At 71.2% G+C, this 20,858-nt stretch carries 14 protein-coding genes and 2 pseudogenes; 7 read left to right on the plus strand and 9 right to left on the minus strand.

What is annotated here, in order from left to right; all coding sequences use genetic code 11:
• Nucleotides 1–129: 129 nt before the first annotated feature.
• Nucleotides 130–573 (minus strand): annotated as a pseudogene (locus ACIPEK_RS02630) (hypothetical protein); the annotation flags it as partial.
• Here ACIPEK_RS02630 and ACIPEK_RS02635 point away from each other — a divergent pair.
• From ACIPEK_RS02635 to ACIPEK_RS02665, 7 genes are all read left to right on the plus strand, one after another.
• The gene (locus tag ACIPEK_RS02635) at nucleotides 572–805 is read left to right on the plus strand and encodes a DUF397 domain-containing protein (protein WP_327272584.1); all 234 of its coding nucleotides are present in this window, start codon (nucleotides 572–574) and stop codon (nucleotides 803–805) included. The pseudogene ACIPEK_RS02630 and the gene ACIPEK_RS02635 overlap by 2 nt on opposite strands.
• Before the next feature lie 329 nt (nucleotides 806–1,134).
• Nucleotides 1,135–3,957 carry an SCO5717 family growth-regulating ATPase gene (locus ACIPEK_RS02640; RefSeq protein WP_401989827.1) on the plus strand — a complete coding sequence of 941 codons (2,823 nt, stop codon included), beginning with the start codon at nucleotides 1,135–1,137 and terminating at the stop codon, nucleotides 3,955–3,957.
• Nucleotides 3,958–4,154: 197 nt separating this feature from the next.
• A complete protein-coding gene (locus ACIPEK_RS02645) occupies nucleotides 4,155–6,026 on the plus strand; it encodes an ABC transporter substrate-binding protein (protein WP_401989829.1) in 1,872 nt (623 codons plus the stop codon).
• A 92-nt stretch (nucleotides 6,027–6,118) separates the two neighbouring features.
• Nucleotides 6,119–7,201, plus strand: a complete 1,083-nt coding sequence (locus ACIPEK_RS02650) for an ABC transporter permease (RefSeq protein ID WP_401989831.1) — start codon at nucleotides 6,119–6,121, stop codon at nucleotides 7,199–7,201.
• A complete protein-coding gene (locus ACIPEK_RS02655) occupies nucleotides 7,198–8,133 on the plus strand; it encodes an ABC transporter permease (RefSeq protein WP_401989833.1) in 936 nt (311 codons plus the stop codon). The genes ACIPEK_RS02650 and ACIPEK_RS02655 overlap by 4 nt, the downstream gene beginning before the upstream one ends.
• Nucleotides 8,130–9,158 carry an ABC transporter ATP-binding protein gene (locus ACIPEK_RS02660; protein ID WP_401989835.1) on the plus strand — a complete coding sequence of 343 codons (1,029 nt, stop codon included), beginning with the start codon at nucleotides 8,130–8,132 and terminating at the stop codon, nucleotides 9,156–9,158. The genes ACIPEK_RS02655 and ACIPEK_RS02660 overlap by 4 nt, the downstream gene beginning before the upstream one ends.
• On the plus strand, nucleotides 9,155–10,150 hold the full coding sequence (locus ACIPEK_RS02665) for an oligopeptide/dipeptide ABC transporter ATP-binding protein (RefSeq protein ID WP_401989837.1): 996 nt from the start codon (nucleotides 9,155–9,157) through the stop codon (nucleotides 10,148–10,150). The genes ACIPEK_RS02660 and ACIPEK_RS02665 overlap by 4 nt, the downstream gene beginning before the upstream one ends.
• Before the next feature lie 66 nt (nucleotides 10,151–10,216).
• On the opposite strand, the pseudogene ACIPEK_RS02670 reads toward ACIPEK_RS02665, so the two are convergent.
• From ACIPEK_RS02670 to ACIPEK_RS02705, 8 genes and pseudogenes are all read right to left on the minus strand, one after another.
• Nucleotides 10,217–10,489 (minus strand): annotated as a pseudogene (locus tag ACIPEK_RS02670) (XdhC family protein); the annotation flags it as partial.
• A gap of 2 nt (nucleotides 10,490–10,491) precedes the next feature.
• Nucleotides 10,492–11,445 carry a bifunctional riboflavin kinase/FAD synthetase gene (locus ACIPEK_RS02675; RefSeq protein ID WP_383079545.1) on the minus strand — a complete coding sequence of 318 codons (954 nt, stop codon included), beginning with the start codon at nucleotides 11,443–11,445 and terminating at the stop codon, nucleotides 10,492–10,494.
• 43 nt (nucleotides 11,446–11,488) lie between these two features.
• Nucleotides 11,489–15,190, minus strand: coding sequence for a trypsin-like peptidase domain-containing protein (locus tag ACIPEK_RS02680; RefSeq protein ID WP_401989839.1), 3,702 nt, complete (start codon nucleotides 15,188–15,190; stop codon nucleotides 11,489–11,491).
• 202 nt (nucleotides 15,191–15,392) lie between these two features.
• Nucleotides 15,393–16,292: a tRNA pseudouridine(55) synthase TruB gene (gene truB / locus ACIPEK_RS02685; RefSeq protein WP_401989841.1), complete on the minus strand. Its 900-nt coding sequence runs from the start codon at nucleotides 16,290–16,292 to the stop codon at nucleotides 15,393–15,395.
• Complete coding sequence (rbfA, locus tag ACIPEK_RS02690; protein WP_093894187.1) at nucleotides 16,289–16,741, minus strand: 30S ribosome-binding factor RbfA; 453 nt, start codon at nucleotides 16,739–16,741, stop codon at nucleotides 16,289–16,291. Before rbfA ends, truB begins: the two co-directional genes overlap by 4 nt.
• A 25-nt stretch (nucleotides 16,742–16,766) precedes the next feature.
• Complete coding sequence (locus ACIPEK_RS02695) at nucleotides 16,767–17,063, minus strand: DUF503 domain-containing protein (RefSeq protein ID WP_093894188.1); 297 nt, start codon at nucleotides 17,061–17,063, stop codon at nucleotides 16,767–16,769.
• Nucleotides 17,064–17,200: 137 nt separating this feature from the next.
• On the minus strand, nucleotides 17,201–20,308 hold the full coding sequence (infB, locus tag ACIPEK_RS02700) for a translation initiation factor IF-2 (RefSeq protein WP_401989843.1): 3,108 nt from the start codon (nucleotides 20,306–20,308) through the stop codon (nucleotides 17,201–17,203).
• 147 nt (nucleotides 20,309–20,455) lie between these two features.
• Nucleotides 20,456–20,734 (minus strand): YlxR family protein, encoded by a 279-nt coding sequence (locus ACIPEK_RS02705; RefSeq protein WP_401989845.1) that lies wholly within the window; start codon nucleotides 20,732–20,734, stop codon nucleotides 20,456–20,458.
• Between the last annotated feature and the right edge of the window lie 124 nt (nucleotides 20,735–20,858).

A 20,858-nucleotide genomic window follows, 5' to 3' on the forward strand; every position in this document is an offset into this window, starting at 1 on the left:
CTCGGGCTTGCTCAGCCGGGCCCGCTCGCGAATGCCCGTGAGTGTCTCCAGGGCGATTCCGCGACCGGTGCGTGCAGCCTCCACCACGATCCGCTTGCTGATCTCGTGGTTGATGTCCTTGTTACGGCGGGCCTCTCGGCCCGCGCACTTCTTCGCCCGCCGCTTCGCGGACTTTGTGCCCTTCTTCTGCAGCTTGGAGCTCAGCTTCCGGTCGTTGGCCCGCCTTCGGTTGACCCGGCGCCCCGAGTATTTGACGCCGTCACTCGTGGCGGCGATGTTCACGATCCCGAGGTCCACACCGATGAACGCGGTCAGGGTCGCTTCAAGCACCGACGCCCGCATGGGCGTCGGCAGCAGCTTGACCCGCACCACCAGGCGGCTATGTGGACACTCCGCGCCCGCAGGCACGACGCTGCGGCGCTCCGCGCCACCCACCAAGCACGCGATTCCTCCCGGGATCCCGGGGTTCATCGCGAGAATCCGCTGAATACTGTTTCGTTCGCGACCCCGGGCCTGCCGCTTCCAGGGAGGATGACCGGGAACGACACGGTTCGATCGAAGGGACGCCGACATGGGCACCCAGCAGGAAAAGGAAGAGCTCTACGCTCTCGACATCTCGGATGTGGAGTGGCTGAGCGCACCGGGAACCGAGAACGTCGAGGAACGGGTCGAGATCGCGCATCTGCCCGGCGGTGCAGTCGCCATGCGCTCGTCACTGGAACCGGAGACCGTGTTGCGGTACACGGAGGCCGAATGGCGCGCCTTCGTACTGGGCGCACGGGACGGTGAGTTCGACCTCACGTAGGCAAAGGTCAGGTGAAAGGGTGGCTGTCCGATACACGGCAGCCACCCTTTCACCACGCCTGGACATGTATCGAATTGGCCGCTTCGGTCTGTGTGCTCTGCCGTATTCCGTTCACTTGAGGGCAGTACGTGATGTACGGGACAGCTCTTGCAGTGCCGTACGGCCTGCCGGAGCGGGCCCCATGACGATTAGGGTGGGTCCGGGCGCGGCAGCAGAACCTGCGGGCAGGCGATGCGTGTCCCGGGGGGAGAGCCGGGCGGTTAGGAAGACGGAAACGGTCGCCCCCACCCACCACGGCACAAGGGTGCTCGACCACACCAGGAGGCAAAGTGAACGGCGATCGGGACGAGATCCGCGGGGGCTGGAACAAGCCCGTCGACGAGTCGTCCGACGCGGAGCCCGCCGAGATGACGGGTGAGTTCACCATCGACTACACCCCGCCCGCCTGGTACACGCAGAACGCGCCGGGGGACTCGTCGGGCGGTGCCGGATCGCACCTGGCGCCGCCTCCGCCACCCAACGGTGCGCCGTTGTCCGTGCCCGCGCAGCCGGTCGGGGGCGGCTTCGACCCCAACTGGGCTCCGGCGCCGCCCGCGCCGGCTCCGATTCCGGCTCCGGCTCCTGTTCCGGCTCCGGCTCCGGCTCCTGTTCCGGCTCCGGCTCCGGCTCCTGTTCATTCCGCGGCGGGGGACTCCGCTCCTTCTCCTGCTCCTGCGGAGGGGGCAGGGACGGCGGCTCCCGACGGGATGACGGACCCGTTCGGGGGCGGTGATGTGGAGAGTGGCGCGACCATGCGGTTCTCACCGGCCGCGCTGAAGCGGGAGATCGCGGAGCGCGAGGAGGCGTCGAGGAACGCGGACGGGGACGTCTCGGGTTCGGGATCCGGTTCCGTGGGGGCCGGTGCCGACGGTGCGGACGAGGGCGAGACCCCCAGTTCCGGTTCCGCGCAGGCGACGGACTCGGCCGGCGAGCCGAACGGCGCTGCCGCCACGGATTCCAGTGCCGATGCAGAGGCGACTGCCGAGACTCCGGACGACGCCACGAGCGGTGCCGCCGACGGACCGGAGGGCGCCGCGCCCTCGGACGCCGTCACGGACGCGGCACCCCGGGACGTACCGCCCTCCAACGCACCGCAGGACGCCCCGGCGTCCGCCATGCCGACCCCCTGGACCCCGGCGCCGCCGCAGGGCGGTCTGCCGCCGCTGCCACCCACCTTCCAGCCCGCCACGCCGCAGCCGTCCGCGCCCCAGTCGGCGCCGCAGTGGCCCGCCCGGACTCCGGCCGACCAGGCGTCCGGCGGCTACGGATTCCCGAACGCCGGAGCGCCTCAGCCTCCTCAGGCACCACAGCCGCCGCACGGTGGTTATGGATTCCCGCAGCAGCCCGCTCCCCCGCAGCAGCAGGGACCGGCGCAGGGCGGCTATGGATTCCCGCAGCAGCCCGCTCCCCCGCAGCAGCAGGGACCGGCGCAGGGTGGCTACGGGTTCCCGCAGCCACCCCAGACGCCGCACACACCACAAGCACCCCAGCCGCCGCAGGCTCCCCGGCAGCCCCAGGGTGCTTACGGCTTCCCCCAGCCGCCGCAGGCCCCCCAGCAGCCCCAGGCGCCCCAGTGGCCCGCGCAGCAGGGCGTTCCGCTGCCGCCGCAGGTCCCCCAGGCGCCCCAGCAGCCGGTCCAGGGCACGCCCGATCTGCCCGCTCAGGTCGCCCCGCAGCCGCCCGCGCACCAGCAGCCGGCCCACCCCCAGCCGCAGCAGCAGCCACAGGGACAGCCCGTCGACCCGCGGACCGGCGCCGCCTGGCCGACCCCGGTCACCCACGACCAGCGCGAGCGCTCCGTGCCCGGCGCCCCGCTCGGGTACACGGCGGCCGTGGAGCTCTCCTCCGACCGGCTGCTCCGGAACAAGCAGAAGGCGAAGAGCAGCCGTACGCCGTCCAGCGCGGCCCGCTTCAAGCTGGGCGGCAAGAAGGAGGAGGCCGAGCGGCAGCGCAAGCTCGACCTGATCCGTACGCCCGTGCTGTCCTGTTACCGGATCGCGGTCATCAGCCTCAAGGGCGGCGTCGGCAAGACCACGACGACCACCGCCCTCGGCTCGACCCTGGCCACCGAGCGTCAGGACAAGATCCTCGCCATCGACGCCAACCCGGACGCGGGCACGCTCGGCCGCCGGGTGCGCCGGGAGACCGGGGCCACCATCCGTGACCTGGTCCAGGCGATCCCGTACCTCAACTCGTACATGGACATCCGCCGCTTCACCTCGCAGGCGCCCTCCGGCCTGGAGATCATCGCCAACGACGTGGACCCGGCGGTCTCCACGGCGTTCAACGACGAGGACTACCGGCGCGCGATCGATGTGCTGGGCAAGCAGTACCCGATCATCCTGACCGACTCGGGCACCGGCCTGCTCTACAGCGCGATGCGCGGAGTGCTGGACCTCGCCGACCAGCTGATCATCATCTCGACGCCGTCGGTCGACGGTGCGTCAAGCGCGTCCACCACGCTGGACTGGCTGTCGGCGCACGGATACGCGGAGCTCGTGCAGCGCTCCATCACCGTCATCTCGGGGGTCCGCGAGACCGGCAAGATGATCAAGGTCGATGACATCGTGCAGCACTTCGAGACGCGCTGCCGCGGCGTGGTCGTCGTACCGTTCGACGAGCACCTGGCGGCCGGCGCGGAGGTCGATCTCGACATGATGCGGCCCAAGACCCGCGAGTCGTACTTCAACCTCTCCGCGATGGTCGCGGAGGACTTCGCGCGCGCCCAGCAGCAGCAGGGGCTCTGGACGTCGAGCGGCTCCAACCCGCCCCCGCAGTACGCCCCGCCGATGCCCGGCCAGCAGCAGTACTCCCCGCAGCAGCCGTACCCGCCGCAGCAACAGCCGTACCCGCCGCAGCAACAGCTGTACGGCGGGCAGCAGCATGCGCAGCCGTACCCCCCTCAGCCCGGTCCCGGAGTGCAACAGAACGGCTGGCAGCAGTCGTTGCCCTCCCAGGCGCAGTCCGCGGCGAGCCCGGCCGGACCGCCGCCGCCTCACCAGCAGCAGCCGGGTCAGCCGGGTCAACCCGGACAGCCGATCCCGCCCGAGCTGCAGGGTCCCGTACCGCCCGCGGGTTGGCCGCAGCAGCCGCCGCCAGCGCCTCAGCAGTAAGGCAACAGAGGTCTAAACCAATGAGGGCCCGCACCGTCTCCACGGTGCGGGCCCTCTGCGCATTCCCGCAGACCACACGCCGTTTCGGTGACCGTTGACGCGGCTCGACCCCCGCTGATAAACCTTCGCTTCACCAGCTGGCGAACCACAGATCAACCCGCCTTCTCCGTGCGAGTCATGACGCGAGGTCCCTGACGATGGTCGAAAGAGTTCCACCACCCTCTGCCCAGCCACGCTCACGTCTGCGTGTCCTCCTGGCCTCCGGGGCCGCTGCTCTGGCGCTGGCCGCCGGGTCCATCGTCCCGGGCGTGCCCCTCGGTGCCGCGCCGCAGCAGGCGCAGGCCGCCGACAGCGGCAACTCGACGCTGACCGTCGCCGTCGCACAGAGCGTCGACTCCCTGAGCCCGTTCCTCGCTCAGAAGCTGATGAGCACGAGCGTCAGCCGGCTCATGTACGACTTCCTGACGAACTACGACCCCAAGGACAACCACGCGGTCCCCGCCCTCGCCACCAAGTGGGAGCCGTCCGCGGACAAGTTGACCTGGACGTACACCATCCGGTCCGACTCCAAGTGGTCGGACGGCCGGCAGGCCACCGCCGAGGACGCGGCGTGGACGTTCAACAAGATGATGACCGACGAGGGCGCCGCGCAGGCCAACGGCAACTTCGTCGCGAACTTCAAGAAGGTGACGGCTCCGAGCCCGACACAGCTGGTCATCGAGCTCAAGGAGCCGCAGGCCACCATGGCCGCGCTCGATGTGCCGATAGTCCCGAAGCACATCTGGGAGAAGGTCGGTGACTTCTCCAAGTTCAACAACGACACGAAGTTCCCGATCGTCGGCAACGGGCCGTTCATCCTGACGGACTACAAGGTCGACCAGTACGTGAAGCTCAAGGCCAACAAGAGCTTCTGGCGCGGTGCGCCGAAGTTCGACGAGCTGGTCTTCAAGACGTACAAGGACCAGGACGCAGCGGTCGCCGCGCTGCGCAAGGGCGAGGTCTCCTTCGTCGCCGGCTCCCCCGCACTGACGCCCGCTCAGGCCGCGTCCCTCAAGGGCGAGAAGAACGTCAAGGTCAACGAGGGTCCGGGACGCCGCTTCTTCGCGCTGGCCACCAACCCGGGCGCTCAGACCAAGGACGGCAAGAAGTTCGGCGACGGCAACAAGGCCCTTCTCGATCAGAGGGTTCGCCAGGCCCTCTTCCTGTCCATCGACCGCAAGACCATCATCGACAAGGTCTTCCAGGGCCACGCCGTCGAGGGCCAGGGCTACATCCCGCCGCGCTTCTCCACGTACTTCTGGCAGCCCTCCGCCGACCAGAGCCTCGCGTACGACCCGGCCAAGGCCGCGAAGCTCCTCGACGAGGCGGGCTACCCGCTCAAGGGCGACCAGCGCGTCGGCAAGGACGGCAAGCCGCTCGACCTGCGCATCCTGTGCCACGCCACGGATCCGAACGACAAGGCGATCGGCAAGTACCTCAAGGAGTGGTGGGGCAAGCTCGGCATCGGGCTCAAGGTCGACTGTCTCGACGACGTCTCGGTGCCGTGGTACGCCGGTGAGTACGACCTCGCCTTCGACGGCTGGTCGGTCAACCCGGACCCGGACTTCGTCCTCGGCATCCACACCTGTGACGCCCTGCCGGCGAAGGCCAAGGAGAGCGCCACCACCGACAACTTCATCTGCGACAAGACGTACGACGAGCTCTACAAGAAGCAACTCGCCGAGTACGACCCGGCCAAGCGCGCGGACATCGTCAAGCAGATGCAGTCGTGGATGTACGACTCGGGGTACATGAACATCATCGCGTACCCGAACGCGGTCGAGGCCTACCGCACCGACCAGATCAAGTCGATCAAGACCATGCCCGAGGCGGCGGGCAACATCTACGGCCAGGACGGGTACTGGAGCTGGTGGTCGGCCGTTCCGGCGGGCAGCAGCAGTTCGGACAGCTCCGGCGGGTCCGGCTCCACCGGAGTCGTCGTAGGCATCATCGTGGTGGTCGTGGTACTCGCCGGTGGCGGACTGTTCATCGCGATGCGCCGCCGCACCACCGCGGACGACCGCGAGTAGTCACGCGGACGGGTTGAGAGGGGCCGGCCGGGGCGGCGTGCAGCCGCCCCGCCGGTTCCCTCTAAGTGCAGCACGAGTAACGAGAGTTCCCCATGACAGCTGAAAGCACTCCGGCGCTCGTGCAGATCGCGGATGCGGACACCGAAGGACCGGTTCAGGCCGGCCCGGCGGCCGCCCGCGGCCCACGGGCGCGTAACACCAAGGCCTACCTCCAGTACGTGGCGGCCAAGATCGTGGGAGCGGCCGTCTCCCTGTTCGCGGTCCTGGTCACCAGCTTCTTCCTGTTCCGGCTCATTCCCAGCGATCCGGTGAAGCAGATGACGGGCGGCCGTCCCGTCTCCGCCGAACAACTCCAGTCGTTGCGTCACCAGTTCGGCCTCGACCAGCCGATGTGGCGGCAGTTCACCAGCTACGTCGGCGACGCCCTCACGGGCGACTTCGGCACTTCGTTCCAGTTCCACGCGCCCGTCATCGACAAGATCACCGAGGCGCTCCCCGCGACCCTGCTCCTCACCGGCACGTCGTACGTCCTGTACACCGCGCTCGGCATCTGGCTCGGCACCCGTACCGCGTGGCGCAACGGCTCCACGAGCGACCGCTTCAACACCGCCTTCGCGCTGACGCTCTACTCGGTGCCGTCGTTCTGGCTGGGCCTGCTCCTGATCATCGTCTTCTCGGTGGGCATCGGACCGATCCCCGGGATGTTCCCGACCGGCGGAATGCAATCGGGCGGCGAGAGCGGATTCGCGTACATCCTCGATGTGGCGCATCACCTGGTCCTCCCGGTGATCACGCTGGTCGCGGTCGGGTACGCGCAGACGCTTCTGGTAATGCGCTCCTCGCTGCTGGACGAGATGGGCAGCGACTATCTGACCACGGCCCGCGCGAAGGGGCTGCGGGACGATGTCGTACGCCGCAAGCACGCCGTGCCGAACGCGATGCTGCCGACGTTCACGCTGATGTTCGTGAACCTCGGCACTGTGGTCGCCGGGCAGATCCTGGTCGAGACGGTGTTCTCCTGGCCGGGCCTCGGCGGTCTCTTCTACCAGGCGCTGAGCGTGCCTGATCTCCCCCTCGTGCAAGGGCTGTTCTTCACCTTCGCCACCGCGGTGATCCTGGCGAACACCCTTGCCGACGTGCTGTATCCGCTGCTCGATCCCCGGGTGGGCCGATGACGACCGAATCCATGCCCACGCCGACGAAGGCCGAACCGGCCGGGAACCCGCGCGCGCTCGCCCGCGCCCGCAAGCGGCAGTCCGCCGCCCGGTTCTGGCGGGAGTACCGCAAGCACAGGAGCGGACTGTGGGGGCTGGGCGCCCTCGTCCTGATCGCGCTGATCGCCGTCTTCGCGCCGCAGCTCGTCGGCGCCGATTCGCAGAGCGTCACCGGCGCGCCCGGTGGCGCGCTGGAGTCGCCGAGCGGTGAATTCCCGCTCGGTACGGACCAGTTCGGACGCAGCGTGCTGGCCCTGCTGGTCTGGGGCACCCGTGTCTCGTTGACGGTGGGCCTGCTCGCCGCGTTCCTGTGCGTCGCCATCGGCACGGTCGTCGGCATCGTCGCGGGGCACTTCCACGGCTGGTACTCGACGGTCCTGATGCGGATCACCGACTGGTTCCTGGTGATGCCGACCCTGGTCCTCGCGATCGCGCTCGCCACCGTGATGGACCGCTCGATGTGGACGGTCATCATCGCGATCGGCGTCACGACCTGGCCGACCACGGCCCGGCTGGTCCGCGCCCAGACCCTCGCCGTGGAGTCCCGCCCGTACATCGAGCGCGCCCGCGCCCTGGGCGGCGGCCACGGACACGTCATGGTCCGGCACGTGCTGCCGAACGTGATGCCGCTGGTGCTCGCGCAGACCACACTGGTGATCTCCAGCGCGATCCTCACGGAGGCCACCCTGGCCTTCCTCGGCCTCAGCGACCCGACCACCACCTCCTGGGGCGGCATGCTCCAGGACGCCCGCGAGGCGGGCGCGGTGAGCGCGGGCGACTGGTGGTACCTGGCACCGCCCGGGATCGCCATCGCCGTGGTGGCCCTGGCGTTCACGCTGTGCGGCCGCGCCATCGAGTCCGTCCTCAATCCCAAGCTGGGGGTGGCCCGTTGAGTACGACGAGCATCCAGAAGACGCCACTTCTCGACGTACGGGACCTCACGGTGACGTACGCCGGTGGAGCGCAGGCCGTCCGTGGCGTGAACCTCACCGTGAACGCGGGGCAGAAGCTCGGCATCGCCGGTGAGTCCGGCTGCGGGAAGTCCACGCTGGCGCTCGCGCTGCTGCGGCTGCTGCCCGCCGGGACGAAGGTCTCCGGCCAGATCCTGCTGAACGGCGAGGACGTCCTCACCATGAAGTGGGGGCAGGTCAGGGCGGTGCGCTGGGCGGGGGCCTCGATCGTGTTCCAGGGCGCGATGCACTCGCTCAACGCGGTGCACCGCATCGGGGAGCAGATCGCCGAGCCGATCCTGCTGCACAAGAAGGCGACGCAGGCCGGGGCCGCGAAGAAGGCCGGTGAACTCCTGGAACAGGTGGGTCTGCCGGCCGCCCGCGCGGACGCCTATCCGCACGAGCTCTCCGGCGGGCAGCGGCAGCGCGTGATGATCGCGATGGCGCTGGCCTGCGATCCGGGCCTGATCATCGCGGACGAACCGACCACGGCTCTCGATGTGATGATCCAGGCCCAGATCCTTCGGCTGATCGAGCAGTTGGTGTCCGAGCAGGACCTCGGCCTGATCATGATCAGCCATGACCTCGCGGTGCTGTCGGACACCTGCGACCGACTCGCGGTGATGTACGCGGGCCGGGTCGTGGAGGAGGGCCCGGCGTCCGAGGTCTACGAGAACGCGCACCACCCGTACGGCAAAGCCCTGTCCGGCGCCTTTCCGCGCATCGGCGACCCGGCCTCCCGGTTCGCGCCCCGCGGGCTGCCCGGCGATCCGCCGGACCCGTCGGCGCTGCCCGGCGGCTGCACCTTCCACCCGCGCTGCCCGGTGGCCCTGGACTCCTGCACGACGCAGGATCAGGAGCTGCGGGACGCGGGGCCACAGCGGCGGGCCGCCTGTGTGCTGGTGGAGCCGGGGGCGGCCGCGGCCGGGGCCCGGCCGGGTGCCGAGGAAGCAAGGAGCACATCATGACCACCACCACTCCCCTGCTCAGCGCCCAGGGGCTGAAGGTCACCTTCCCCGGCCGGCGCGGGGCTGCCCCGGCGCGTGCGGTGGACAGCGTCGACCTGGACATCCGGCCCGGCGAGATCGTCGCCCTGGTCGGCGAGTCGGGCTGCGGCAAGACGACGCTGGCGCGTTCGCTGCTGGGCCTCGTCCCGCCGACGTCCGGGCAGGTGACCTTCGGCGGGCAGCCGCTCGACTATGCGAGCCGGGCGCTGAAGGCGTACCGCAAGCGGGTCCAGCTGGTGCTCCAGGACCCCAGCGGTTCGCTCAACCCGAGGCACACGGTGTACGACGCCGTCGCCGAGGGTCTGCGGATCCACGGGTACGCGGGTGACGAGCGGGCGGCGGTGGCCGGGGCGCTGGCACGGGCGGGGCTGCGGCCCCCGGAGCGGTTCTTCCTGCGCTATCCGCACGAGCTGTCGGGCGGTCAGCGCCAGCGGGTCGTGATCGCGGGCGCGCTCGTGCTGGAGCCGGAACTCATCGTGGCCGACGAGCCGGTGGCCTCGCTGGACGCTTCGGTGCGCGGCGAGATCCTGGCCCTGCTGCTGCGGCTGCGGGACGAACTGGGTCTGTCCGCTCTGGTGGTCACGCACGACCTCGGCCTGGCGTGGAACATCGCCGACCGGGTCGCGGTGATGTACCTCGGGCGGATCGTGGAGACGGGCGAGGTGGAGCAGATCCTGACGGCTCCGCAGCACCCGTACACCCAGGCACTGTTGTCGGTGCTGCCGGAGGCCGCGGGCGATCCGGTGATTCTGACCGGTGAGCCGCCGGACCCGTCCAGGGTGCCGTCCGGGTGCCGGTTCCATGCCCGCTGCCAGGTGCTGGCCTCGGGCGAGGCCGAGCGGGCGGGTGTCGCGGACGCGTGCCGTACGAAGGACCTGCCGGTGCTCGCGGGCGGCGGGCAGACACAGGTGGCGTGCCACTGGGCGGGCGCGGCTGCGAAGGCGCGGGCGTAGCGGGGTGGCCTGGGCCTGTCCGGCGGATCGCCCTCGGACGGGCCCCGGCCGGCGGACGCCGCGCCGTCAGGCGCCGGGCGGACTGCCGGTTGCCCGGCCGTGGATCGCCCCGGTCAGCTCGCCGAGCGGCCTGCCCGTCCCGCCCCACCGGTGCTGGATGATCTCCGCGTCGATCGAGACGGCGGTCTCCTCCGGGGTGCGCGCACCGAGGTCCAGCCCGACGGGCGAGGCGAGCCGCGCCAGTTCGGCCGCGTCGACCCCGGCCTCCCGCAGCCGCACGGCCCGGTCCAGGTGGGTGCGCCGGCTGCCCATGACCCCGATGTACGCGGCAGGGGTGCGGTTCAGCCGCGCTCGTACGCGGAGATCAGCTCGCTGCACCGCTTCACATCGGCGGCCATGGCCACGAGCAGGTCGTCGATCGAGTCGAACTTCAGCATCCCGCGTACGTACGCGAGGAAGTCCACCGAGACGTGGAGCCCGTACAGGTCGAGGCCGACGCGGTCGATCGCGTACGCCTCCACCGTCCGCTCCGTACCGTCGAACTGCGGGTTCGTGCCGACCGAGATCGCGGCGGGCATCGCCTCGCCATTCACATTGAGCCAGCCCGCGTAGACGCCGTCGGCGGGGATCGCGGTGTGCGGCAGGGTCTCCACGTTGGCCGTGGGGAAGCCCATCTCACGGCCGCGCTGTGCGCCGCGGACCACGATGCCCTCGACCCGGTGCGGCCGGCCCAGGATCTCGGCGGCGCCCGCGACATCGCCCTCGGCGACCAGCCGTCGGGTGAGGGTGGAGGAGAACGGCCGGCCGCCGCCCGCCGCACCGCTCACATACAGGTCGATGACCTCGACGCCGTAGTCGTACGTCTCGCCGAACTCGGTGAGCAGCTGCACATTCCCGGCTGCCTTGTGACCGAAGCGGAAGTTGGGGCCCTCGATGACCAGCTGCGCGTGCAGCTTGTCGACAAGCACCTTCACGATGAAGTCGGCCGGCGCGAGCTTGGAGAACTCGGTGGTGAACGGCAGGATCAGCACCGCGTCCACCCCCAGCTCCGCCATCAGCTCGGCGCGCCGGTGGTGCGGGGCGAGCAGCGGCGGGTGGCTGCCGGGCCGTACGACCTCGCTGGGATGCGGGTCGAAGGTCACCACGACCGACGGCACACCCAGCTCGCGTGCCCGCTCCACGGCCCGCCCGATAATCAGCTGGTGTCCGCGGTGCACCCCGTCATAGGAGCCGATGGTGACGACGCTGCGTCCCCAGTCCTGGGGGATGTCCTCCAAGCCACGCCAGCGCTGCACTGTGACCGCTCCTCGCCCGAACCCGTGTACGTGAGATTGCCTGTTACGCAGGTCTAAGACTGCCATGCTCACGCCCCGCGGCCTGCATCGGCATCGTCTTGGGGCTTCCCAGCGCCTCCACCGTCCGCCGCGCGGCCGGGCCGACGAGCGCCGCCCACTCCTGCGGGGCGTCTGCCAGCCACCCGGTGACCAGGGCCGCGAATCCTGGCACGTCACGAGCGAGTTCGACCAGTCGGCGGTCGAAGCGGACCGCGCCCTCGGGGGTACGGACCAGCAGCATCCCGGTGCGGTGGACCAGGGCGCGGGTGCGGGCCGGTGCACGTCCGCCGGAGCCCGTCGCGGCAGCCCGCAGCAGGGCGTCGAGCACGGCCGGGTCGCGGTGGGCGTCCTGTTCGAATTCCAGCAGGACCTCCAGCAGCTCGCCCCTCAGCTGCCCGGAGGCGGGGCTGCCGGGCGCCGCGAGCACACCGGCGAGCCCGCCGCGCACCGGCGGTGGCACGGGACGGTCCCGCAGCAGTCCGGTCACCAGGGGCAGCAGCAGGGCGCGGGCGGCGGGTCCGTGCTCCAGCCTCCGGTCGATGTACGAGGCGGCGTGCACGGCGTCGTCCGGGTGGCTGTCGATGTACGCCCGCACGAGCCCGGCGGCGTGCAGGGCCAGCGCGGGGGCGTCGATCCCGGCGAGCGAGCACAGCACCTCGCCCGCCCCCTCGTCGGGCCGGGTGAGCCGCTGCCGGAACGCGGTGAGCACCTGCTCCGCATGGGAGGACAGTGCGATGGCGAGCGTGTGCGCGGGCAGCTGCGGCTCGCCCGCGACGAAGGCCCGCAGAGCCTGCGGGAGATAGCGGTCCCTGGTCTGCTGATCCTGCACGAGGAGGGTGAGCGCGGCCCCGTGCAGGGAGGCGTCGGCCGGTCGGGCCAGCAGGGCACGGGCGGCTCGGCGCAACAGTTCGCGATCGGCGTCGAGGGTGACGTGCGCCGCGGTGACCAGTGCGTACGAGGCGGCGGCGGTCCGGCGTGCGGGCCGGTCCCCGTCACGGGCCCATCTGTCGACGGCCCGGCAGAGCGCGGAGGGCTCGTCCTCGGCCAGCGCGGCGAGCAGCTCCTCGGCCCGGGGGTGGGCGGTCGAGACGAGTGCGTCGGTCAGATCGTCGACGGCCAGGTCCCGACGGGCGTAGAGCAGCGCCTGAGCGGCGGCGGCCACGGTCGGACGGATCGTCACGCCCTCATCGCCAGGGATGGGGCGCTCGTCGGTGAACCAGCCGCAGAGCAGCGGCTGCATGGTCCGGGGCTGCGCGACGAGCCGCCGCGCGACGGCATCCAGAAACCGCTCGCCGCTGTCGCCGTCGGGGTACGGGTCGCAGGTGCGGTCACCGTCATCACCACGGGGGTCGGCACGGCGCCGGCCGTCGGCGGGGACGAGACACCGGAACAGATCGATCCGGTCCGCCTCGGGCAGCCTCAGCCGCCGCCAGAACCACGGCCCGAACTCGGCATACACCCCCGCCCCCGGGCTCCCCGGCCCGCCCGTGGCCGTGCGCCGGACGATACGGTCGGCAAGCAGCCGCAGCACCCCGAGATGGGGCCGGGCATCGGGTACCCGGAGCAGAGTCTCCGAGAGCAGGTGCACCGCCCACCAGCGGGCGTCATGGGCGGCCTCGGCACCCGCCCCCGGCTCCGGCGGCATCCGGTCCAGGGCCTCGATCAGATCGGCCAGCCGGTGCGCCAGCGCGGCGGGGCCCTGGCGGCGGCCCAGCAACAGCAGGGCCTGGATCACCGGGCCGGTCCGATGGCGCGGTACGGGCAGGGTGCGGTGCCCCGTCGTCACCGCGGCTTCCATTGCCACTTCTGGCACGGGCGTCCGGCTGCGCCCCGAACGCGGTCCCCTGGGCTGCGGAACGCGCGGCTCCGCCGCCACCGCTCCCGGTCCCGGTCCCTTCTCCGCATGCCAGCGGTGGACCAGCGCGTGCAGCGCCGCGTCCAAGTCCAGGTGGGCGCCCTGCACCCAGTCCCCCAGCTCCTCGTGCGCGAAGCGGTAGCCCGCTCCCGCCGGGACGAGCAGCCCCTCGGTGAGAACCGCCGACGCCCAGCCCGTGCGCCACGGGAACACCTCCTCGAACGCCGCCCGGTCCAGCTCTCCCTGTCCGGGCCCCAGACAGCGCCGCGCCGCTTCGTGGACCTGCCCCGCCACCTGCGCGGCCAGCCGGCGGACCGCGGTGCCGCCGGGCGCCGGGCCCGATCCGGCTGCGATGCGGACCGCGATGCGCAGGCACATCAGGTCCAGGTGAGCGACGAAGACGTCCTCCGCGTCCGGCTGCCCGGCGACGTCCCCGGGCAGCGCCTCGCGCACCTCCGCGAGAAGACGCAGGGTGAGCGGGTGCCGGCCGTGGCCCGGGGCGAGCGCATCGGGCGGGATGGCGTACCGCTCCCGGGCCTGTTCGGCCTGGCTCGCGGTGAGGTCGCCGAGGCGGACCGCGGACGGCAGCCGCCTCGCAGGCCTGGCGGGGCGGTGCAGGGCACCGGGCGGGCAGAGCGCACCGGCCGTCTCCCAGTGCTCGGGCGTGCACGCGACCACGAGCCGCGCCCCGCACTCCCGCAGCCAGTCGACGGTGCCCGCGGTCCACCGGGCCAGCCCGTGGGCCAGCACGGGAGGCATCTCCTCGGGGCCGTCCAGCAGGACGAGCAGCGGGCTCCCGGACTCTTCGGCCAGCCCGGCCACCCGCTCGGGGGTGGCGCTCGCCATGTCGCCCCTCGCACCGGCGGCGGTGACGATCCGCCCGGCCCGCCGGAGCGTACGGGCGATCGCGTCGGCGACCGAGGCGTCGTCGGCCTGCAGATCGGCGCCGCGCAGCCAGAGGGTGGGTGCGGGTACGGCGCCGCGGGCCCGGCGGGCGGCGAGTGCGGCCAGTTCGGTGGTGCGGCCGGTGCCCGGCGCTCCGACGAGACCGAGGAGCACGGCGGGGCCGTGCGGTGCGGACGAGGGGTGGCCGGAGGCCGAGAAGGCGCTGAACTCCGCGATGACGTCCGGGCGTTCGACCGGATCGGAACAGCCGGCCGGCCCGTCTGCCGAGCCGAGCGATGTCGCGGTGAGGTGCAGGGCACCCGCGAGATTCAGGTCGCGTCCGTATCCGGGAACGCTCGTCGCGCTGCGCCGCAGCAGCTCGTCCAGCGGACCGTCGCTGCCCGCACCCCTGAGCGGCACCGCGAACCCTGCGGCGGCATGCCCGGCGCGCAGCGCGGTGCCCAGCACGGCGATGACCGCGCCGCTCTCCGGATCGAGGACGGGCCCGCCCACGGCCGCACCGCCGAGCCGCAGCGCGTCTCTGCCATCCGTACCGAGCGCCAGCTCCAATGCCGCACCGATCCGATGGGAGGTGCCGTTCGCGGCGTACGTCACCGGGGCGGTGCCGAGCACCCGCGCCTCGCGCCAGCCGTGGGCGGCGATCGTCACATACGTACCGGCGTCGATCCGGTCCCGTAAGGCGATCGGCGTCGGATCCACGCCGAGCGTGGAGCGCCCTGAGGTGCGCAGCAGGGCGAGGTCCAGTTCGGGCAGCGCGGTGACATCGGCGGCCTCGACGGGGCAGCTGCGACCGTCCGTTCCGTACAGAACGAGCCGGGTGAGGCCGTCGACCGCTTCGTGGCTGGTCACCACCGTGCCCCGGTCGTCGGCGACGAATCCGGTCCCCCGCGGCCGGCCGGCCGAATCGCAGATACGTACCAGCGCTGCCCGGTCCCCGCTTCCCATGGTCCGACGTTAGGCCGACGGTGATCGGCGCGAACACCACTCGGAGTAAAAGCGCCCCCGAATGCACCCCTGATTCACTCCGAGCGCCTGCTCGTTGGGGTGAATTCATGGCGTCCGATGGACAGAAACCATTGGGGGATCGTGGAGCGGGCACAGGGGCCCCGCCCGCTCCACGATGGGGTCCCAGGACCCGGGTCGCCGGTCAGGCGAAGACGGCGAGGCTCTTGGCCTTGCCCTTCTGTTCCTCGACGAGTACCAGGAACCGTCCGTCGGGCCCGAAGACCCCGACCGGTCCCGGCGGGAAGGCCGGCATGTCCAGCCGCACCCCGTGCAGCAGCAGCTTGGCGCGCTTCTCGTCCACGTCCCAGCGGGGGAACGCCGAGGCGGCGGCCTCGGCCACCGGCATCACGGTGAGCTCCTGCTGGTGCTGGTCGAGCGTCCGCGCCGCATCGAGGCCGTACGGCCCGACCCTGGTCCGCCGCAGCGCGGTCAGATGCCCGCCGACGCCGAGCCCGGCGCCGAGGTCGCGGGCGATCGCGCGGATGTACGTACCCGAGGAGCAGACGACGGAGACGACCAGGTCGACGACCGGCGTCCCGTCCTCGGCGACCGCCTCGCGGACGTCGTAGACGTTGAAGGACGAGATCGTCACCGGCCGGGCCGGGATCTCGAACTCCTCGCCGCCGCGCACCCGTGCGTAGGACCGCTTACCGTCGATCTTGATGGCGCTGACCTTGGACGGCACCTGCATGATCGGTCCGGTCAGGGCCGCCACCCCGGCGTCGATGCCCTCACGCGTCACACCGGACGCATCGGTGGACGAGGTGATCTCGCCCTCCGCATCGTCCGTGATGGTGTTCTGGCCGAGCCGGATCGTGCCGAGGTACTCCTTCTCGGTCAGCGCGAGATGGCCCAGCAGCTTGGTGGCCCTCTCCACACCGAGCACGAGAACGCCCGTCGCCATCGGATCCAGCGTGCCGGCATGGCCGACGCGGCGGGTCCGGGCGATGCCGCGCATCTTGGCGACGACGTCGTGCGAAGTGAAGCCGGACGGCTTGTCCACAATGACAAGGCCGTCCGGCGTCTTGTTCTGCGATGTCATTCGGAGGCGGTGTCCTCGTCGTTCTCGTCCTCCGCCTTGCGGTACGGGTCCGCGCCACCGGCGTACGTCGCGCCCGAGGACGCCTCGCGCACCCGTGCGTCCGAGGCCCGTGCCCGGTCGAGGAGGTCCTCGATCGCCTTGGCGTTCTCCGGGAGGGCGTCGGCCACGAAGGCCAGCGTGGGGGTGAACTTCGTCCCCGCCGCCGCTCCGACCGCCGAACGCAGGATGCCCTTGGCGCTCTCCAGGCCGGCCGCCGCGCTCGCCCGCTCCTCGTCGTCGCCGTAGACCGTGTAGAAGACCGTGGCCTCCCGCAGGTCACCGGTGACCCGGGTGTCCGTGATGGTCACGTGCGTACCCAGACGCGGGTCCTTGATACCGCGCTGCAGTTTCTCGGCGACCACCTCCTGGATGAGGTCCGCCAGCTTTTTCGCCCGCGCGTTGTCGGCCACTGGTCCGTCTCCTTCTTTGCCTTGCTCAATCGTCTTCGTCGCTGTGCAGCCGCCGTCGTACGGACAACAGCTCCACCTCGGGCCGGCCGGCGATCAGCCGCTCGCACCGGTCGAGTACGTCTGTGAGGTGTCCGGTGTCCCCGGAGACCACGGCGAGGCCGATCTCGGCCCTGCGATGGAGATCCTGACCGCCCACCTCCGCCGCACTCACCGCGTATTTGCGCTGGAGCTCGGCGACGATCGGACGGACGATGGAGCGCTTCTCCTTCAACGACCGTACGTCGCCGAGAAGCAGATCGAAGGACAGTGTCCCCACATACATGTATGTCCGGATGTCCCGCCGGTTCGGGTTCGTGCCCTGCCAGCGCTTGGCAGGGACACAAGAACCGTACACGGAACGGCCGGGGCCGATCGACGGAAATACGACCCGTCGACCGGCCCCGACTGTTGAGGTACGGGTCAGCCTCGCGGCTTCTCGCGCATCTCGTACGTCGCGATGACGTCGTCGATCTTGATGTCGTTGAAGTTTCCGAGGTTGATACCGCCCTCGAAGCCTTCGCGGATCTCGGTGACGTCGTCCTTGAAGCGGCGCAGACCGGAGATGTTGAGGTTCTCCGCGATGACCTTGCCATCGCGCAGCAGGCGCGCCTTGGTGTTGCGCTTGACCTCGCCGGACCGGACCAGCACACCGGCGATGTTGCCCAGCTTGGACGAGCGGAAGATCTCGCGGATCTCCGCCGTACCGAGCTCGACCTCTTCGTACTCCGGCTTGAGCATGCCCTTGAGGGCCGCTTCGATCTCTTCGATCGCCTGGTAGATGACCGAGTAGTACCGGACGTCCACGCCTTCGCGCTCGGCCATCTGCTGCGCACGCCCTGCGGCGCGCACGTTGAAGCCGATCACGATGGCGTCGGAGCCGGTCGCCAGGTCGATGTCCGACTCGGTGACCGCACCCACACCGCGGTGCAGGACCCGGATGTCGACCTCGTCACCGACGTCGAGCTGGAGCAGCGAGGACTCGAGAGCCTCCACCGAACCGGACGCGTCGCCCTTGATGATGAGGTTGAGTTCCTGGACCAGACCGGCCTTGAGCGCCTCGTCCAGGTTCTCCAGGGAGAACCGGACACCCTTGCGGGCGAAGTTGGCGTTGCGCTCACGGGCGGCACGCTTCTCGGCGATCTGACGGGCCGTACGGTCCTCGTCGACCACCAGGAAGTTGTCGCCGGCACCCGGGACGTTGGTGAGACCCAGCACGAGGACGGGGGTCGACGGACCCGCTTCCTCGACGTTGTTGCCGTTGTCGTCGAGCATCGCCCGGACACGGCCGTACGCGTCGCCGACCACCATCGTGTCGCCGATGCGCAGCGTGCCGCGCTGGACCAGGACGGTCGAAACGGCACCGCGGCCGCGGTCGAGGTGGGACTCGATCGCAATACCCTGCGCGTCCTGCTCCGGGTTGGCCCGCAGGTCGAGCGAGGCGTCGGCGGTGAGGACGACGGCCTCCAGAAGAGCCTCGATGTTGAGGCCCTGCTTGGCGGAGATGTCGACGAACATCGTGTCGCCGCCGTACTCCTCGGCCACCAGACCGAACTCGGTGAGCTGGCCGCGCACCTTGGTCGGGTCCGCGCCCTCGACGTCGATCTTGTTGACCGCGACCACGATCGGCACGTCGGCCGCCTTGGCGTGGTTCAGCGCCTCGATCGTCTGGGGCATCACACCGTCGTTCGCCGCCACCACGAGGATCGCGATGTCGGTGGACTTCGCACCACGGGCACGCATGGCGGTGAACGCCTCGTGACCCGGGGTGTCGATGAAGGTGATCCTGCGGTCCTCGCCGTTGACCTCGGAGGAGACCTGGTACGCACCGATGTGCTGCGTGATGCCGCCGGCCTCGCCCGCAACGACGTTCGTCTTGCGGATCGCGTCCAGAAGTCGGGTCTTACCGTGGTCGACGTGACCCATGACGGTCACGACCGGCGGACGCGAGACCAGAGCCTCTTCGCCGCCCTCGTCCTCGCCGAACTCGATGTCGAAGGACTCGAGCAGTTCGCGGTCCTCCTCCTCCGGGCTGACGATCTCCAGGACGTAGTTCATCTCGTCGGCGAGCAGCTTCAGCGTCTCGTCGGAGACCGACTGCGTCGCGGTGACCATCTCGCCGAGGTTCATCATCACGGCGACGAGCGACGCCGGGTTGGCGTTGATCTTCTCCGCGAAGTCGGTGAGGGAGGCACCGCGCGACAGCCGGACGGACTGTCCGTTGCCGCGAGGCAGCATGACGCCGCCCACCGACGGGGCCTGCATGGCCTCGTACTCCTGGCGCCTCTGCCGCTTCGACTTGCGACCACGACGCGCGGGACCGCCGGGACGGCCGAACGCACCCTGTGTGCCACCACGGCCACCGGGGCCGCCGGGACGTCCACCGAAGCCGGGACGACCGCCGAAGCCGCCGCCACCGCCGGGACGACCCGCACCGCCACCGCCACCGCCGCCACCGGGACGACCGGCGAAACCGCCGCCACCGCCACCGGGACCGGCCGGACGGCCTGCGAAGCCACCGCCACCACCGGGACGACCTGCGCCGCCGCCACCACCGGGACGACCGCCACCGCCGGGACCACGGCCACCGCCGGGGCCACCACCGGGACGCGGGCCCGCAGCGGGACGCTGCGGCATCATGCCCGGGTTCGGACGGTTACCACCGGGGGCACCGCCCGGACGGGGAGCCTGCGGACGGGGCATGCCGCCCGGGGTCGGACGGGCACCGCCCTGGCCCTGGGGACGCGGGGCACCGCCGGGGCCACCCTGGGGACGCGGGGCGCCCGGACGGTCCTGACCGCCGCCGGGACGCGGTGCGCCGCCGGGACGGGGCGCCTGCGGACGGGCCATGCCCGTCGAGCCGCCGGAGGTGAAGGGGTTGTTGCCCGGACGGGGACCCGCCGGACGGGCGCCGCCGGGGCGCTGGGCACCCTGGCCTGCGGGGCGGGCCGGACGGTCGCCGCCACGGCCACCGTCGCGCTCGCCACCACGGCCGCCGTCACGCTGACCGCCGGCCGGAGCCGGACGGGCGGGCCGGGGCCCGGGGGTGGCACCCGCGGGACGCGGGGCCTGCTGCGGCGCGGCCGGCTGGACCGGGGCCGGAGCGGAGAACTCTGCTGCGGGCACCGGGGTGACCGGAGCGGGCTTCGGCGCGGGCTTCGGACCCGGACGCGGGCCCGCCGACGGCGCGGCAGGCGTGACAGCGGAAGGGGTGCTGCTGGGAGCCTCGGCCACGGCCGGCTTGGGGGCCGGGGCGCCGGGCTTCGGGGCAGCGGGACGTGCCGCAGCGGCCGGGGAGGGCGCTGCGGGCTTTGCGGGCGTCACCTTGCGGGGCGCGCCAGGCTTTGCAGCGGACTTGCCGGCGTTGCCGCCGGGCCCCTGCAGTGCGTCAGTCAACTTGCGTACAACCGGCGCCTCGATCGTCGAGGACGCCGAACGGACGAATTCACCGAGCTCTTGGAGCTTGGCCATGACGACCTTGCTCTCGACGCCGAACTCCTTGGCGAGTTCGTATACCCGGACCTTAGCCACTTCGCTCCTTCTAGGTCCGGGTTACCGCCGGACCGTCGCTACTTCATGGGCGTACTCATCGCGTACTCATCGAGTGCTCATCGCAATCTCGACCTACTTCCAACTCGCGAGGTACCTGACCGCACGGGGTCCCGTGCCGTTCATTTCTTACGGTGTCACCCGCTCGACGAACCGCTGCACTGCGGCGGGGTCGAACGGCCCCTTGGCCTTGAAGGCCCGGGGGAATGCCCGGCGGCGAACCGCCAGGTCCAGACAGACAGAGACGGGGTGTACATATGCACCCCGGCCGGGCAGCGTACCGCGAGGATCGGGGACGCAGGCGTCCTCGTCCGCGACGATGCGCAGCAGCTCGCTCTTGGCCCCCCGCTCCCGGCATCCCACACAGGTTCGCTCAGGGCAAGCGCGGGCGTGCGTCCGGCCAGACACGTTGAAGTCTACCTCCCCGCACCGACCTCACCCCTTTGGGGCAAAAATCGAACGGATGTTGTCGTGTTCTCAGCGGCATGCCGCTGAGATCTATTCCCTGCGGCCCGCGCGACCGAGCCCCTGG

The sequence above is a fragment of the Streptomyces sp. NPDC088246 genome (assembly GCF_044741025.1).
GTDB lineage: Bacteria > Actinomycetota > Actinomycetes > Streptomycetales > Streptomycetaceae > Streptomyces.

What these genes read in the sequence shown, in the direction of transcription:
- truB (WP_401989841.1), bottom strand. Translation starts at nt 16,292, where the DNA reads ATGACATCGCAGAACAAGACGCCGGACGGCCTTGTCATTGTGGACAAG.
- ACIPEK_RS02680 (WP_401989839.1), bottom strand. Translation starts at nt 15,190, where the DNA reads ATGGGAAGCGGGGACCGGGCAGCGCTGGTACGTATCTGCGATTCGGCC.
- ACIPEK_RS02665 (WP_401989837.1), top strand. Translation starts at nt 9,155, where the DNA reads ATGACCACCACCACTCCCCTGCTCAGCGCCCAGGGGCTGAAGGTCACC.
- ACIPEK_RS02635 (WP_327272584.1), top strand. Translation starts at nt 572, where the DNA reads ATGGGCACCCAGCAGGAAAAGGAAGAGCTCTACGCTCTCGACATCTCG.
- ACIPEK_RS02645 (WP_401989829.1), top strand. Translation starts at nt 4,155, where the DNA reads ATGGTCGAAAGAGTTCCACCACCCTCTGCCCAGCCACGCTCACGTCTG.
- ACIPEK_RS02655 (WP_401989833.1), top strand. Translation starts at nt 7,198, where the DNA reads ATGACGACCGAATCCATGCCCACGCCGACGAAGGCCGAACCGGCCGGG.
- ACIPEK_RS02650 (WP_401989831.1), top strand. Translation starts at nt 6,119, where the DNA reads ATGACAGCTGAAAGCACTCCGGCGCTCGTGCAGATCGCGGATGCGGAC.
- ACIPEK_RS02695 (WP_093894188.1), bottom strand. Translation starts at nt 17,063, where the DNA reads ATGTATGTGGGGACACTGTCCTTCGATCTGCTTCTCGGCGACGTACGG.